This window comes from Streptomyces sp. NBC_00654 (assembly GCF_026341775.1).
GTDB lineage: Bacteria > Actinomycetota > Actinomycetes > Streptomycetales > Streptomycetaceae > Streptomyces.
The window spans coordinates 570,099-584,173 of the sequence record NZ_JAPEOB010000002.1; the positions used below are offsets into that span (position 1 = coordinate 570,099).

General features: G+C 69.9%; 16 protein-coding genes and 1 pseudogene. 13 read left to right on the forward strand and 4 right to left on the reverse strand.

Features of this window, described 5'->3' with window-relative positions; genetic code table 11:
* Positions 1-60: 60 nt before the first annotated feature.
* Complete coding sequence (locus OHA98_RS22720) at positions 61-483, reverse strand: arsenate reductase ArsC (RefSeq protein ID WP_266928578.1); 423 nt, start codon at positions 481-483, stop codon at positions 61-63.
* 90 nt (positions 484-573) lie between these two features.
* Here OHA98_RS22720 and OHA98_RS22725 point away from each other — a divergent pair, with 90 nt between their 5' ends.
* Both OHA98_RS22725 and arsB read left to right on the forward strand, forming a co-directional pair.
* Entirely contained in the window at positions 574-882 is a 309-nt protein-coding gene (locus OHA98_RS22725; protein WP_266928579.1) for a helix-turn-helix transcriptional regulator, read from the forward strand.
* Complete coding sequence (gene arsB / locus OHA98_RS22730) at positions 879-2,009, forward strand: ACR3 family arsenite efflux transporter (RefSeq protein WP_266928580.1); 1,131 nt, start codon at positions 879-881, stop codon at positions 2,007-2,009. The genes OHA98_RS22725 and arsB overlap by 4 nt, the downstream gene beginning before the upstream one ends.
* Positions 2,010-2,077: 68 nt before the next feature.
* Here the strand turns inward: arsB and OHA98_RS22735 are convergent, their stop codons facing one another.
* The gene (locus OHA98_RS22735; protein ID WP_266928581.1) at positions 2,078-2,461 is read right to left on the reverse strand and encodes a helix-turn-helix transcriptional regulator; all 384 of its coding nucleotides are present in this window, start codon (positions 2,459-2,461) and stop codon (positions 2,078-2,080) included.
* A gap of 105 nt (positions 2,462-2,566) precedes the next feature.
* Between OHA98_RS22735 and OHA98_RS22740 the strand changes: the two genes are divergently transcribed.
* The 4 genes and pseudogenes from OHA98_RS22740 to OHA98_RS22755 all read left to right on the forward strand — a co-directional run.
* Positions 2,567-3,964 carry an FAD-dependent oxidoreductase gene (locus OHA98_RS22740; RefSeq protein WP_266928582.1) on the forward strand — a complete coding sequence of 466 codons (1,398 nt, stop codon included), beginning with the start codon at positions 2,567-2,569 and terminating at the stop codon, positions 3,962-3,964.
* Positions 3,961-4,476, forward strand: coding sequence for a hypothetical protein (locus tag OHA98_RS22745; RefSeq protein ID WP_266928583.1), 516 nt, complete (start codon positions 3,961-3,963; stop codon positions 4,474-4,476). Before OHA98_RS22740 ends, OHA98_RS22745 begins: the two co-directional genes overlap by 4 nt.
* Positions 4,370-4,828, forward strand: a complete 459-nt coding sequence (locus OHA98_RS22750) for a transcriptional regulator (RefSeq protein WP_266928584.1) — start codon at positions 4,370-4,372, stop codon at positions 4,826-4,828. Before OHA98_RS22745 ends, OHA98_RS22750 begins: the two co-directional genes overlap by 107 nt.
* Before the next feature lie 165 nt (positions 4,829-4,993).
* A pseudogene (locus tag OHA98_RS22755) lies at positions 4,994-5,156 on the forward strand (transcriptional regulator); the annotation flags it as partial.
* A 114-nt stretch (positions 5,157-5,270) separates the two neighbouring features.
* On the opposite strand, the gene thpR reads toward OHA98_RS22755, so the two are convergent.
* Positions 5,271-5,879 carry an RNA 2',3'-cyclic phosphodiesterase gene (gene thpR, locus OHA98_RS22760; RefSeq protein WP_266928585.1) on the reverse strand — a complete coding sequence of 203 codons (609 nt, stop codon included), beginning with the start codon at positions 5,877-5,879 and terminating at the stop codon, positions 5,271-5,273.
* A 476-nt stretch (positions 5,880-6,355) separates the two neighbouring features.
* On the opposite strand from thpR, the gene OHA98_RS22765 reads away from it, so the two are divergent.
* The 5 genes from OHA98_RS22765 (at position 6,356) to OHA98_RS22785 (ending at position 10,372) form a co-directional block, all read left to right on the forward strand.
* Positions 6,356-6,568, forward strand: coding sequence for a hypothetical protein (locus tag OHA98_RS22765; RefSeq protein ID WP_266928586.1), 213 nt, complete (start codon positions 6,356-6,358; stop codon positions 6,566-6,568).
* A 271-nt stretch (positions 6,569-6,839) separates the two neighbouring features.
* On the forward strand, positions 6,840-7,367 hold the full coding sequence (locus OHA98_RS22770; protein ID WP_266928587.1) for a hypothetical protein: 528 nt from the start codon (positions 6,840-6,842) through the stop codon (positions 7,365-7,367).
* A gap of 88 nt (positions 7,368-7,455) precedes the next feature.
* Positions 7,456-8,412: a GlxA family transcriptional regulator gene (locus tag OHA98_RS22775; protein ID WP_266928588.1), complete on the forward strand. Its 957-nt coding sequence runs from the start codon at positions 7,456-7,458 to the stop codon at positions 8,410-8,412.
* A gap of 107 nt (positions 8,413-8,519) precedes the next feature.
* Positions 8,520-9,518 carry a type I glyceraldehyde-3-phosphate dehydrogenase gene (gene gap / locus OHA98_RS22780; protein WP_266930857.1) on the forward strand — a complete coding sequence of 333 codons (999 nt, stop codon included), beginning with the start codon at positions 8,520-8,522 and terminating at the stop codon, positions 9,516-9,518.
* 215 nt (positions 9,519-9,733) lie between these two features.
* Positions 9,734-10,372, forward strand: a complete 639-nt coding sequence (locus OHA98_RS22785) for a LysE family translocator (RefSeq protein WP_266928589.1) — start codon at positions 9,734-9,736, stop codon at positions 10,370-10,372.
* A 53-nt stretch (positions 10,373-10,425) separates the two neighbouring features.
* Here the strand turns inward: OHA98_RS22785 and OHA98_RS22790 are convergent, their stop codons facing one another.
* Positions 10,426-10,677 carry a hypothetical protein gene (locus OHA98_RS22790; protein ID WP_266928590.1) on the reverse strand — a complete coding sequence of 84 codons (252 nt, stop codon included), beginning with the start codon at positions 10,675-10,677 and terminating at the stop codon, positions 10,426-10,428.
* A 521-nt stretch (positions 10,678-11,198) separates the two neighbouring features.
* On the opposite strand from OHA98_RS22790, the gene OHA98_RS22795 reads away from it, so the two are divergent.
* Both OHA98_RS22795 and OHA98_RS22800 read left to right on the forward strand, forming a co-directional pair.
* Positions 11,199-12,005, forward strand: coding sequence for a hypothetical protein (locus OHA98_RS22795; protein ID WP_266928591.1), 807 nt, complete (start codon positions 11,199-11,201; stop codon positions 12,003-12,005).
* A gap of 506 nt (positions 12,006-12,511) precedes the next feature.
* Positions 12,512-13,927, forward strand: coding sequence for a lamin tail domain-containing protein (locus tag OHA98_RS22800; RefSeq protein WP_266928592.1), 1,416 nt, complete (start codon positions 12,512-12,514; stop codon positions 13,925-13,927).
* Positions 13,928-14,075: the final 148 nt, after the last annotated feature.

The window sequence follows — 14,075 nt, forward strand, 5'->3', positions numbered from 1 at the left end:
CGGCGGCCACGGTCGCCGGTGCCCGTCGGCATGCGCGGTCGGCTGCATCGCGCAGCGCGCTCACACCGCGGCCTCCGGCGCGATATCGGCGATCAGGTCCTCGACCAGCGCTCTGATCTCGTCGCGGACGGGACGGACCGCCGCCACACCCCGGCCTGCCGGGTCCTCCAGCTTCCAGTCGAGGTAGCGCTTGCCGGGGAAGACGGGGCAGGTGTCGCCGCAGCCCATGGTGATGCACACATCCGACTCGCGGACCGCGTCGGCGGTGAGGACCTTCGGGACCTCGGCCGAGATGTCGATCCCCACCTCGGCCATGACCTCGACGGCAGCGGGATTGACGGCATCACCGGGGGCGGAGCCGGCGGAGCGGACCTCGACGCGGTCCCCGGCCAGGTGGGTCAGCCAGGCGGCGGCCATCTGGGAGCGGCCGGCGTTGTGGACACAGACGAACAGGACCGTCGGCCTGCCGGAAGGCTCGGACATGGGGGACTCTCCCGTCTCGCGGCGACGGAAGCCGCCAAATGAATCAGCCCCCACTGTTATCAGTGGGCGATGATGTGAGAATATCAGCGCATGCTGACTTCAGTCGATCCTGATCTGATCCGGGTGCTGGGCGATCCGCTCCGCCTCCGGATCGTGACCCTGCTGGCGCGCGAGACGCTCTGTACGACGCACCTGGTCGAGGAGACCGGCGCGAAGCAGACCAATCTGTCCAACCATCTGAAGGTCCTGCGCGAGGCCGGCGTGGTGGATACCGAGCCGTGCGGCCGCTTCACCTACTACAAGCTGCGCCCCGAGGTCCTCGCCGGCCTCTCGGAGCAGTTCGCGGGGCTGGCCGAGTCCGCCCGTACCGCGGGCCGGAACAAGAGGGCCTGCCCATGACCGCCGAGCGCAACACGACGGCCTCCGCCGATCAGGCCGGGAGCGACGGCGAAGGCGACTCGATCGTCCGGAAGCTCTCCACCCTCGACCGGTACCTCGCGGTGTGGATCCTGCTCGCCATGGCCGCCGGCCTCGCCCTGGGCCGCCTCGTCCCGGGAATGAACGACGCGCTGGCGAAGATCGAGGTCGGCGGGATCTCGCTGCCGATCGCGCTGGGCCTGCTCGTCATGATGTATCCGGTACTGGCCAAGGTCCGCTACGACAGGCTCGACAGCGTCACCGGCGACCGCAAACTGATGGTGTCCTCGCTGGTCATCAACTGGGTCGTCGGCCCGGCCGTCATGTTCGCCCTCGCCTGGATCTTCCTTCCCGACCTTCCCGAGTACCGGACCGGCCTGATCGTCGTCGGCCTCGCCCGCTGCATCGCCATGGTCATCATCTGGAACGACCTCGCCTGCGGGGACCGGGAAGCCGCAGCCGTACTCGTCGCGCTCAACTCCGTCTTCCAGGTCATCGCGTTCGGCGTGCTGGGCTGGTTCTACCTCGACCTGCTGCCGCAGTGGCTGGGCCTGGGCGACGGCCAGGGCCTGGACGTCCCGGTGTGGCACATCGCGCTGAACGTCATCGTCTTCCTCGGCATCCCGCTGCTCGCCGGGTTCCTCACCCGCCGCATCGGTGAGAAGAAGATGGGCCGCCGGTCCTACGAGGCGACGTTCCTGCCGAGGATCGGCCCCTGGGCGCTGTACGGCCTGCTCTTCACGATCGTGATCCTGTTCGCCCTGCAGGGGAAGACGATCACCTCGCAGCCGCTGGACGTCATCCGGATCGCGCTGCCGCTGCTCGTGTACTTCGCCATCATGTTCTTCGGCTCCTTCCTTCTCGGCAAGAGCCTCGGACTGGCCTACGACCGCACGAGCACGCTCGCGTTCACCGCGGCCGGCAACAACTTCGAACTGGCCATCGCCGTGGCCATCGCCACCTTCGGCGTCACCTCGGGCCAGGCGCTGTCCGGCGTCGTCGGCCCGCTCATCGAGGTGCCGGTCCTGATCGGGCTCGTGTACGTCGCGCTCGCCTGGCGCGAGAAGTTCGCCCCCTCGGCACTCATCACACCGGACAGGGCCGGCTGACACACCGCCGCGGCCTCCGGGCACCCGCCGGCCCCACCGGCCGACGGAAGAGCCGGACGGTACGGCGGTCAGCGGCCGCGAGCGGGGGCGGTACGCAGGTCGAGCATGGCGGACATGGCCGCCACCACGGACGGGGCGACCTGGTAGTAGACCCAGGTCCCCCGCCGCTCGGAGGTCAGGAGCCCGGCTTCGCGGAGCTTCTTCAGGTGGTGGGAAACGGTCGGCTGAGAGACACCGACGTCGGAGATGTCGCACACACATGCCTCGCCGCCCGGATGGGAGGCGACCTTGGAGAACAGGCGCAGCCGTACCGGGTCGGACAGCGCCTTGAACATGGCGGCCATCTTCTCCGCGTCGTCCTGCGACAGCTCCCCGGCGGTGATCGGCGGACAGCACGGCACCGCCGGGGCGGGGTCCAGAACCGGCAGTTCCACAACCTCAGACTTCGACATGCGTCTATGTTGACACTTATCAATACCGGGTGGCAAGCTTCGAATATCGACAGCAATCGAAACAGCGGCCGGGGCAGGTCGCTCATCCCGGAGGACATCACCGCCATGACCACCACCGCAGACCTTCCGGTCGCCGTCATCGGCGCCGGCCCCATCGGACTGGCGGCCGCCGCCCACCTGACCGAGCGCGGCATCGAACCACTGGTCCTGGAGGCCGGCCCCACCGCCGCCACCTCGGTGCGCGGCTGGTCGCACGTGCGGCTGTTCTCCACCTGGGGCGAGATCACCGACCCGGCCGCCGAGAAGCTTCTGGCACCGACCGGCTGGACCAGGCCCGACGCGGACACGTACCCGACGGGAGGGGACTGGGCCGCCCGGTACCTCCAGCCGCTGGCCGACGTCCTGGGCGACCGCATCCGCTACGGCACGACCGTCACCGGGGTCTCCCGCACCGGCCGCGACCGCATCGTCGACGCCGACCGCGACAGCCAGCCCTTCGTCCTGCACCTCACCACCCCGGACGGCGAGGAACGCGTCCTCGCCCGCGCCGTCATCGACGCCTCCGGCACCTGGACGACCCCGGGCCCGGCCGGGGCGAGCGGTCTGCCCGCCCTCGGGGAGAAGGCCGCCGCCGACCGCGTCACCTACCGCGTCCCGGACCTCAAGGACCCGGCCGTCCGCGCCCGTTACGCCGGCAGGCGCACGGCCGTGATCGGGTCCGGCGCCTCCGCGTTCACCGCCCTGGCCGCTCTCGCCGGCCTCGCGAAGGACGAAACCGGCACCCACGCCGTATGGATCCTGCGCCGCGGCATCAACGGCTCCACCTTCGGCGGCGGGGCGGCCGACCAACTGCCCGCCCGCGGCGCCCTGGGACTCGCCGCGAAGGCCGCCGTCGACGACGGCCAAGCCGACGCGGTCACCGGCTTCCGCACCGAGAGCATCCGACGCACCGACGACGGCCGCCTCGCCCTGACCGGCGAGGACGGACGCCACCTCGACCCGGTCGACGAGGTGATCGTGCTCACCGGGTTCCGCCCCGACCTCTCGTTCCTCTCCGAACTCCGCCTCGGCCTGGACGAACGCCTCCAGGCACCCACCGGACTGGCACCACTGATCGACCCCAACCAGCACTCCTGCGGCACCGTCTACCCCCACGGCCACCGCGAACTGTCCCACCCCGAGACAGGCGTCCACCTCGTCGGGATGAAGTCCTACGGCCGCGCCCCGACCTTCCTCGCCATGACCGGCTACGAACAGGTCCGCTCCGTCACCGCCGCCCTCGCCGGCGATACCGATTCCGCCGACCGCGTCGAACTCACCCTCCCCGAAACCGGAGTCTGCGGTGGCGCCGGGCTCTTCGACGACCCCACCGCCGGAACGGCAGACACCGGAAGCTGCTGCACCGCGCCGACGCCCGAACCCGCACAGCCCGGCACCGCCGGCACCGCCCTGCCCATCGTGACCGCCCGGAACGAGGAATCATCAGGCGGCTGCTGCTCGTGACCGAGCTCGAACGATGGTCGTCCGGCGGCCCCGGCACGGCCTACGTCACGGCCGCGATCATGTGGGTCCTCCTGGCCGGTCTGGGCCTGGACCTCCCCCGGTGGGGCGTCGCGCCGGCCTCCGCCGCGTACGTCGCGCTGCTGAGCGTGCTGGCCGTGATCCACAGCCGCAGGATCCGGATGCGGCTGCACCGTTCCCGCTCCAACTGGCGCATGCTCGCCACGCTCGTCGCGGGAGCAGTGGTGACCGGCGGGACGGCCCTGGTGTCCGGCCCGCTGGTCGAGTCGCTGGAGCCGATGGCCGCCGGTCCGGTCCCGGCCACGGTCACCTCGGCCGCGTTCCTGCTGTTCGTCGGGCCGGCGGGGAAACAGCCGACGAGGGAACAGCCGGGCGAGGGGCGGGCCGATGAGCACTCCCACCGGCTTCGACGAACTGATCCATCCCTCCACCCGGCTGTCGGTGGTCGCGCTGCTCGCCGCCACCGAATGGGCCGACTTCGCTTTCATCCGTGACAGCCTCTCGCTCAGCGACTCGGAGCTCTCCAAGCAGCTGCACACCCTGGGAGAGGCCGGATACCTGGAGATCCACAAGGAGGGCGGCGGCCGCAAGCGGCGTACGAAGGTACGGCTGACGGACCGCGGCCGTACCGCCTTCGATGCCTGTGCCGGTTCAGCCGGTGGCCTCTGTCTTCCCGCTGAAGTGGATGGCGCAGGGGCTGCGCTCGGCACTGCTGCCGGACGCCGCGCGGGCCGCCGAGCCGGTCGGTTCGTGGGAACTCCCCACAGTCGCCCTCGTGCTGACCGCCTGGGCCGTCCTCGGGTTTCTTCTCGCGATTCCGCTGCTGCGCCGCGCCGCCCGGCGTGAGTCCGGATCCCGGCTGATCACGCGCCACCGCAAGGCCGCTCGGAACGGGGCGGTGCCCGCGTAGGCGGGGTCAGGCGGCGTCGTCGTGGGCGAGGCAGCCGCCCAGCTCGCGCGAGCCCTCGGCCTGCGCCAGCAGCCCCGTGGCCTTTTCGGCGACGGCCTCGAGACGAGGCCCTGAACACCACCGTCTCCCTGCTGCGCACCGAGGCGGGACGAGCTCCTCATGACACCGGGCTGACCGGTCTCATCGGCGAACTCGTCAACCGTAGCGAGGAGTTCCGCGCCGCCCGGGCCAAAACACAACGTGCGCCTCCATCACACCGGCCGCACTCCTGATCCCTCCGACCGGCGGAACCAGTGAGTACGGTGCTGTGCTCGCCCGGCGCGGGACGGCGTCGGCACCAGTGCCGGTGCCGGTGCCGGACGTCACCGGCCGACCGGTTCAGGTTCCGGTGCGGATGCCGTCGCCGTCGCTGTCGCCGAGCGCCCAGGCCTCGATGTCGCGGTAGTGGATCGGCCCACGGCTGCGGCCGACGTTGCTGCCGACCAGGTGCAGACGTTCGGCCGGCCATGGACGGCCGGCGAATCCGGCGAGCGTCTCGGCGACTTCCCCGGCCGAGGTCCGGTCCCCACGGCGGGCACGGGCCAACGTGAGATGGGGGCGCAGGGGTCGGTCCTCGAAGGCGACACCGCAGCTCTTGACCGCGGTACGCACCTCGTCTGCGAGCATGTGCAGCGCGTCGAGGTCTCCGTCGACTCCGCTCCACAGCACCCGGTCGTCGAAGCTTCCGCCGCCGCGCAGTGCCAGCCGGGGTGGCCGGTGGTCCGCCGCGAGGCGGGCGAGCAGCGGGCGCAGGAACGGTACCGTCCCGACCGGCAGCTCCCCGAGGAACGCCAGGGTGATGTGCCAGTCCTCGATACGGTTCCACCGCATGTCCGGATGCGTGTCGTAGGCGGGGCGCAGTTCCCGGGCCAGTTCTTCCTTCGCGTGGTCGGGCGGGGCGAGGGCGATGAACACGCGAACGGTCGCGGGCTGAGTCTGTTCGTTCACACCGGACTTCGTACCGCATCCGGTGGCCGACCCGAGGGACCGGGGTCCGGGAGACGGCCCCACGAGGGCGGCGACGCCGCTTCCGGTAGCACGCGATGTCCGGGAACACCGCCCGCACAACGGCAGGCACCTGACAAAATCGCCTCATAGCTGTTCGTTCGGTGACCCTGAACAGAATCGAGCTCGCGGACAGGCGAGTTGTCCACTCCCGGGCCTCCCTCGCCGAGGTCTGCCGCTGCCAGAACTGGGGACCGAACACCGAAGAGGAGACGCGTACGTCAGAGCTGAGAGAGCACACTCGTTGTCTCTCCGCGGTCCCGGCCGGGTTCCTGTGACCGTGTCATGACCGTTCGCCGGGAGCGGCGCGGCGTGAGGACCCCTTTCGGATGGTCCGATACGGGGCAGGGTCCGGGTGCCGGGGGCGAGTTCGACGGGGCGGGGGCGGGGCCCGGCAGGGGAGGCGCCAGACTGGGGGAATGTCTCTTCCTCGTACGGAGTGCCCCGAGCCCGGGTGCGGCCGCGATGTCGCGGTCAGCCGCAAGGGTCTCGTCTACCGCCACGACCCCGCGTCGGGCAGGACCGCGGAGCTGAAGTCGTGCCCCGGAAGCCTGAAGCCGGTCCAGGCACCGCAGGGCGACCCGGTGCTGTTCGTGGTCCCGGCGATGCCGGAGCCGGTCCGGCTGTTCTGATCCCGCGCGGCCTCAGAGATGTCCGCCGTGCTGGCTCCGCCCTGCTGATTCGGCCGATTCGGCCGAGCTGATTGCGCCGATTCGGGCGAACCTTCCCGGTCTTCGTGGCACAGCCCGCGAAGGCCGGTGAGACGTCTGCCCGTCGGTTGGGGCAGAGTGTACGGAGCCGGGAACTGGAACTTCCCGGTTCCTGCGCAGGTTGCGGAGGGCGTCCCGATTCGTTTGATGTGTGACACGACAGAGTGCTCTCGTCGTGGGAAGTGGGCAACACATGGCCATGGTGGGCCTGTTCTGGATCGTCGGCGGCGATGTGTATGTGGGCGCGAAGCCGTCCGGTCCGGGTCCCGGGGTACGCCTGACCTCCGAGGGCGTGGTGGCTCTCGGCGACGGGCAGTCCGGCCTCTACCTGTGGGAGGACGTGCGAGCCCTGACGGTGGCCGACGTCCCCGTGAAATCCTTCGGGCGGCAGGTCGGCGCGCTCAAGGACGTGGCCCTGGGCATGGTGCTGAACCTGGCTGCGCCCGTGGGCCTGGGCCGTGCGGACGAAGCCCCGGCGATGATGTCGGTGCGCGTGGAGTCACCCTCCGGCAGCCACGAGCTCAATGCCTACGTGGCCGCCGCCGTGGGCTACTCCCCCACGGAGGTCGGTCTTTCCCGAACCCTCCTGTCCCGCTTCACCGAGGGCGCCGCGACGATGTCCACGGCGCTGGCGGCGATGTCGGAGTGGGGCCGGGCGTGGGAGGGGGGCTCACCTCGCGAGGCGCAGCGGGAGGAGCTGTTGCGGGGATGGGTGGGCTAGAGGCTGTCCATCGGATCCGTCTGTGCGGCTCCTGCGCGGCTCGGGGAACCGGGCCGATGCACTCCGCAGCCCCCGTACCCTCTTCCTCGTGCCAGCCTCACCCCTGTACCACGTCGCCGTCCTCGTACTCGAAGGCGCGAAGCCTCTTGATGTCGGTATTCCCGCACAGGTGTTCACGACTCGCGCGAGCATGCCGTACGAGGTGCGGGTGTGCGGCGCGGCACCCGGTCTCGTGGCCGGCGGCGACGGCCTGTCGTACTACGTCGCCCACGGCATCGACGCACTTGCGTGGGCTGACCTCGTCTTCGTTCCCGGCTACCGGCACCCGGACCGTGACGACCCGCCGCAGGCCGTCGTCGATGCGCTGATCGCCGCCCACGATCGGGGCGCCCGGCTCGCCGCCATCTCCACGGGCGCCTTCGCGCTCGCTGCCACGGGCCTGCTCGACGGCAAGCGCGCCACGACGCACTGGCATTACACGCGGGCGCTCGCGGCGAAGCGTCCACGGGTCCAGGTCGACGAGAACGTTCTGTTCGTCGACGAGGGCAGCGTACTGACGTCGGCCGGCGCCGCCTCGGGCATCGACCTGTGTCTGCACATTCTGCGCGGCGATCTGGGAGTGGCCGCTTCGAACCACGCGGCGCGGCGCCTGGTGGCGGCCCCCTACCGCAGCGGCGGTCAGGCACAGTACGTGCCTCGGAGTGTGCCCGAGTCGCTCGGCGAGCGGTTCGCCGCCACGCGGGAGTGGGCGCTGCACCGGCTCGGCGAGCCCCTCACCCTTGACGTGCTCGCCCGGCATGCGGCGGTGTCGCCGCGCACGTTCTCGCGGCGCTTCGTCGAGGACACGGGGTACACGCCGATGCAGTGGGTCATGCGAGCCCGTGTCGACCTGGCCCGTGAGCTGCTCGAGCGTTCGCAGCGGAGCATCGAACAGATCGCCGCCGACGTCGGCCTCGGCACCGGTGCGAATCTGCGGCTGCACTTCCAGCGCATCCTCGACACCACGCCGAGCGAGTATCGGCGCACCTTCACCCAGGGGCAGTAGCCCGTCACCACCCCGTGGCGCGATCCTTGCGGACCGTGGCGATCACGCCGCTGTTACCAGGGGATGCCGCGCGAGAACCTGATGGCGAACCCGAAGGGACACCACTCATGACTCGCATCGCCATCAACGGATTCGGCCGCATCGGACGCAATGTGCTGCGCGCACTGCTCGAACGCAAGAGCGATCTGGAGGTCGTCGCCGTCAACGACCTCACGGAGCCCGCCACCCTCGCGCGGCTGCTCTCCTACGACACGACGGCGGGCCGGCTCGGCCGCCCGGTGACGGTCGACGGGGACACCCTCGTCGTCGACGGCCGCCGCATCACCGTGCTCGCGGAGCGCGAACCGGCGCAGCTGCCGTGGGCGGAGCTCGGCGTGGACATCGTGCTTGAGGCGACCGGCCGCTTCACATCGGCCACGGCCGCCCGCGGCCACCTCGACGCGGGCGCGAAAAGGGTACTCGTCAGCGCGCCGGCGGACGGTGCCGATGTCACGCTCGCGTTCGGGGTCAACACCGACGCGTACGACCCCGCCGTGCACACGATCGTCTCGAACGCCTCGTGCACGACCAACGCGCTTGCCCCGCTGGCCAAGGTGCTCGACGATCTCGCAGACATCGAGCACGGCTTCATGACGACGGTGCACGCCTACACGCAGGAGCAGAACCTGCAGGACGGTCCGCACCGCGACGCCCGCCGCGCCCGCGCCGCCGCTGTCAACATCGTGCCGACCACGACAGGCGCCGCCAAGGCGATCGGCCTCGTGCTGCCGAAGCTCGACGGCAAGCTGTCGGGCGACTCGATCCGTGTGCCGGTTCCGGTCGGATCGATCGTCGAACTCAACACGACCGTCGCTCGCGACGTGACGCGCGAGGACGTGCTGGCGGCGTACCGCGCCGCGGCGCAGGGGCCGCTCGCCGGCGTACTGGAGTACTCGGACGACCCGCTCGTGTCGTCCGACATCACGGGCAATCCCGCCTCGGCGGTCTTCGACTCGGCCCTTACCCGCGTCGACGGCCGCCACGTCAAGGTGGTCGCCTGGTACGACAACGAGTGGGGCTTCTCGAACCGCGTGATCGATACGCTCGAACTCCTCGCCACCAGCTGACCGTGCACCGGGCGGCGCGCCTGCGGAGGCCGCGCCGCCCAGCACCTTCGTGTGAGCGCTCCGGTCGGCCAGTTGTCGGCAGGCACCACCGTAGGCGTCGATGGGCGCTGCGAAGCCGAGCATGTGCACGGCCGGAGAGCATTCTTCCGGGCGTACGGGGACAATCCCGGAAATGCCGCGAGCGTGCGTGCCAGGCCTGTGCTTGCATGAGCGCCATGGTGTCTGCTGAGCGTTTGCTCGCCTTCGCGGCTATGTCATTCCTGTTGATCGTGATCCCCGGGCCCAGTGTGCTGTTCGTGATCGGGCGGGCGTTGGCGCAGGGGCGGCGCGCGGCGCTGACCACCGTTGTGGGGAACACGATGGGTGCCTATGTACTCATCCTGGCCGTGGCTCTCGGGATCGGGTCGATCGTTGAGCGCTCCGTCCTGGTCTTCACGGTGCTCAAGCTGGCCGGTGCGGCCTACTTGGTGTATCTGGGTGTGAAGGCGTGGCGGCAACGCGGCTCGCTGCAGACCACGTTCACTGCCGAACAGGCCCAGCAGGGCGGCCGCCGCACGATGTGGGAGGGGTTCGCCGTCGGTGTGGCCAACCCCAAGACCCTCGTGTTCTTCGCCGCCGTGCTGCCGCAGTTCGTCGACCGCGCCCAAGGAAACGTCGTGCTTCAGATGCTCCTGCTCGGGCTGGTCTTCAACATCATCGCCATGGCCTGCGACAGTCTGTGGGGACTGATCGCGGCAACCGGACGGGACTGGTTCGCCCGCTCACCCCGGCGGCTCTCCCTGGTCGGAGGGGTTGGCGGGCTCACGATGATCGGCCTCGGTGTCACCGTGGCCGCGACGGGACGCAAGGACTGATCGCCGGCCGCCCGAACGGATGCCGTGAGCGGGCGACCGCTGCGGGACGACTCTCAGTCGAGCCCCTCCGCCTTCAGTTCGTACACCAAGAGGAGCGTTCGATAGGCCTCGTCGGGTACGTCCAGGCACGCCTTCGGCCGGAAGCTGAGCGTCGAGTGGTTGTCCAGAGCCCGCTCGCACGTGGCACGCACGTCTGCTTCGGACTGCGTGCAGGCGGTGAGAGCCATGACCAGGAGTGTCGCTGCGAGTGCCGCGGCCACGGTCGTACGGATGCGCATGGTCTCCCTCGGGGCTGTTCCTGACAAGGCAGACATTGTCTTCCAACAGCGGCGATCCGGGACATTAGTTGGCGCCATATGTACCCGAACGTGCCTCCTGGCGAGGCATGCTGACGAACGTGCGGTGCCCTGCGGCCAGTCCGGCAGCGGTGCCCGGATCAGCGTTCGCCGCACAACCGCGGCAGCGCCTTCCGGGCCCCGGCAGGTAGGGCTTGCCCTACCTGCAAGTGTGCGGCGGACCCCCGTGACCGGACGACCACCGGTACGGAATGGTGGCCGGGACGGCAACAGCACCTGGGGTGCCGTCACCATCCGGTTCTGCGTCCTGCGTCCTTCGCCCCGGGCGTGCGCCCCGGCGTCGCAACCACGCCTCGAACGACCTGGTTGCGCGCGTCGTTGAACCGAACTCATCAACCCGTCGGCCCGCGGTCCGGCGTGCCGGCCACGCACTCGATCGAGCCGAAGGATTCTCCTTGCACAGCGCAGCAGCACCGCCACGGACCGCAGGGATACCCGGTCGCACACTCGCTACGCTCTCGGCTCTCACGGTGGCCCTCATCGCCGCCTTCGTCGTAGCCCCGCGCACGCTGGCGGCACGCACGTCGGGCAGCGGCTTCGACGACGAGCAGGACCTCGCAGCATCCTTCCGCAGGGCGTTCGCCGGGTACTGGAGCTCCGGCGACCGGGAGTTCTCCCCGGGCCTGGAAAGGGTGGTCGATCACTGGTTCCACTACCACGTGGCGAAAGCCGTGATCGCCACGGTCCTGCTGGTCGTGCTCGTCGCCCTCGGCATTCTTCTCTGGAGGGCATTCCTCGGAACTACGGGTGACAAGACGGGCAGACAGGCAGGCCTCGCGTCGGCCGGCGTTCTTGTCACGGTGCTCGCACTGCTCTCGTTGGCGGCGGTCGTGGCCAACATCCAAGGTGCGAAAGCGCCCTTCGCCTCACTGCTGCCGATGCTGGGCACCGTCACGGGCACCGGCACCAACACCGGTGAGGGGATTCTCGCCGATACGCTCGATCAGGTCAGGCAGCGACTGGCCGACTCGCTGAGTACGGATGGACCGCCCCCGCCTGTCCTCGATGTAATGATCAGCGACTTTGCTCGATACCACGTGGCGATGGTCGTGCTGTCCGGCATCGTGGCGGTCGTCTTCGTCGGCATCAGCGTGGCGTCGTTGAAGAAGCGTGCGGCAACAGGGCAGTCCGACAGGCGGACGAGACGCGTACTGGGGTCGTTCGGGGTTCTCTCGGCGGTGCTGACCCTGGTCGTGACTGTCGTCCTCGTGGCAAACATGACCACTGCGGCAGACCCGGCGCCGCCACTCCTCGCCCTCTTCGAAGGTGGATGGTGAGGCCTTCCGCAGGCGGCCCAGATCCTGACGCAGACCGGTGATTCGCGTCCGTCGTACGTGGCCGGCCCGCCGGCGCCACGTAGGGTGCTGGGGCACCTCACCGTGGCATCCTCTGTACGGAGACGGCACCCGGACCCGCGAATTCACCTGCGTCGGAACGGTCTGGCGGGTACTCGCGCAGGGCACGCTCCGCAGCATCTCCACCCGCGATCCGGTGAATCTCGCCCATGGCGGGCAGATTTCACGCATGGGCCTGATCGCTGAAACTGGAACCAGTGACGGGGACAGCTCTGCCCCCCGAATCCCGGCCGAGCCACACCGGGGACGTACAGCGCGAACCCATCAACCGGCCGGCCAATCGTCAGCCAACCGACCAAGCTCTTTCCACGAGTTCCCCGCACTGTTGTGACATGTTCATCCCATGGCCGTCGGTATGGCCGAAGCTTCGCCAGGAGCGTGAGCGCGCTCCTCCACCTGCCCGACCCCTGAAAAGAGGACCGGCCACCTTGCGTACCCACTGGCGTGGACAAGCCCACATCACCGCCGTCGCCCTGACCCTTCTGACCCTTCTGACCCTCGGCCTGTCCGGTGCGCCGGCCTCGGCGCAGGAGCAGCCCACGGTGCGGATCAACGAGGTCGAGTCGAGCGGCGGAAGCCCCGGCGACTGGATCGAACTCGTCAACACGGGGACCACCGCGGTCGACGTATCCAAGTGGGTCGTCAAGGACAACGACAACTCCCACTCCTACACGCTCGGCAAGAACACGTCGCTGGCGCCGGGCGCCTTCCTGGCACTGGACGTCGGCCCCTCGTTCGGTCTGGGCAGTGCGGACTCCGCACGGCTGTTCACGGCGGGCGGTTCCACCGCGGTGGACACGTACACCTGGACCGACCACGCCGCCACCACCTTCGGGCGGTGCGAGGACGGCACCGGTGGCTTCCGCGCCACCACCGCCCCGACCAAGGGTGCGGCGAACGCCTGCGGCGACACCGGTGGCGGTTCCGGCACCACGTGGCCGGGCGGCGCGGAGGTGACCGTCGCCGATGGCTCGAACGTGTTCGGGGAGAACCTCAGCGGTCTCTCCTTCGAGAACTCGGGTGTCCTCTGGGCGGTGCGGAACGGCCCCAGCAAGCTCTTCCGGCTCGTGCCCGATGGTGCGAAATGGCGGCCCGACCCGGCCGGGGGCTGGGCGTCGGGCAAGACTCTGCGCTACGCGGGCGGCAGTGGTGAGCCCGACGCCGAGGGCGTGGTCGTCACTCCCGACGGAATGTTCGTCGCCACCGAACGCGACAACAGCAAGGGCTCCACCAGCGCACCGAAGATCCTGCGCTTCGACACCTCCTCCACGGCGTCCTCGCTGAACGCGGCCGCGGAGTGGAACCTCACCTCCGATCTGCCCTCCCTGCCGGCCAACGCAGGGCCCGAAGCCATCTCGTGGATCCCGGACACCTTCCTGACCGCGAACGGCTTCCGTGACGAGCGCACCGGTGCCGCGTACAACCCGGCCGGCTACCCCGGCCACGGCAGTGGCCTCTTCTTCGTCGGGGTCGAGGACAACGGCACGGTCTACGCCTACGCCCTCGACCAGTCCGGCGGCGGATACACCCGGGTCGCGACCATCACCAGCGGCTTCTCCGGTGTGATGGACCTGGAGTTCGAGCCCGCCACCGGACGCCTGTGGGCGGTCTGCGACGACACGTGCGAGGGCCGCAGCTCAACCCTGGGGATCAACGCCCAGGGCAAGTTCGCCATCACCCACACCCACGACCGCCCCACCGGCATGGGCGACTACAACAACGAGGGCTTCGCCATCGCCCCGAACACAGCCTGCGGCGGCGGCCACAAGCCGGTCATCTGGTCCGACGACGCCAATGACGGCGGGCACGCGCTGCGCGCCGGCACGCTGAACTGCACTCCCTGACACCGGCCACTCGGTCCGGCTCCGAGGGCTCCGAGGGCTCCGAGGGCTCCGAGGGCTCCGAGGGCTCCGAGGGCTCCGGCGGATGATCTCCATCGCCGGGGCCCTCGGCCGCTGTGTGCCTCTCGAAGGGTCTTGAGGAACACCCTTG

What these genes read in the sequence shown, in the direction of transcription:
- OHA98_RS22720 (WP_266928578.1), bottom strand. Translation starts at nt 483, where the DNA reads ATGTCCGAGCCTTCCGGCAGGCCGACGGTCCTGTTCGTCTGTGTCCAC.
- OHA98_RS22725 (WP_266928579.1), top strand. Translation starts at nt 574, where the DNA reads ATGCTGACTTCAGTCGATCCTGATCTGATCCGGGTGCTGGGCGATCCG.
- arsB (WP_266928580.1), top strand. Translation starts at nt 879, where the DNA reads ATGACCGCCGAGCGCAACACGACGGCCTCCGCCGATCAGGCCGGGAGC.
- OHA98_RS22735 (WP_266928581.1), bottom strand. Translation starts at nt 2,461, where the DNA reads ATGTCGAAGTCTGAGGTTGTGGAACTGCCGGTTCTGGACCCCGCCCCG.
- OHA98_RS22740 (WP_266928582.1), top strand. Translation starts at nt 2,567, where the DNA reads ATGACCACCACCGCAGACCTTCCGGTCGCCGTCATCGGCGCCGGCCCC.
- OHA98_RS22750 (WP_266928584.1), top strand. Translation starts at nt 4,370, where the DNA reads ATGAGCACTCCCACCGGCTTCGACGAACTGATCCATCCCTCCACCCGG.
- OHA98_RS22765 (WP_266928586.1), top strand. Translation starts at nt 6,356, where the DNA reads ATGTCTCTTCCTCGTACGGAGTGCCCCGAGCCCGGGTGCGGCCGCGAT.
- OHA98_RS22770 (WP_266928587.1), top strand. Translation starts at nt 6,840, where the DNA reads ATGGCCATGGTGGGCCTGTTCTGGATCGTCGGCGGCGATGTGTATGTG.
- gap (WP_266930857.1), top strand. Translation starts at nt 8,520, where the DNA reads ATGACTCGCATCGCCATCAACGGATTCGGCCGCATCGGACGCAATGTG.
- OHA98_RS22785 (WP_266928589.1), top strand. Translation starts at nt 9,734, where the DNA reads ATGGTGTCTGCTGAGCGTTTGCTCGCCTTCGCGGCTATGTCATTCCTG.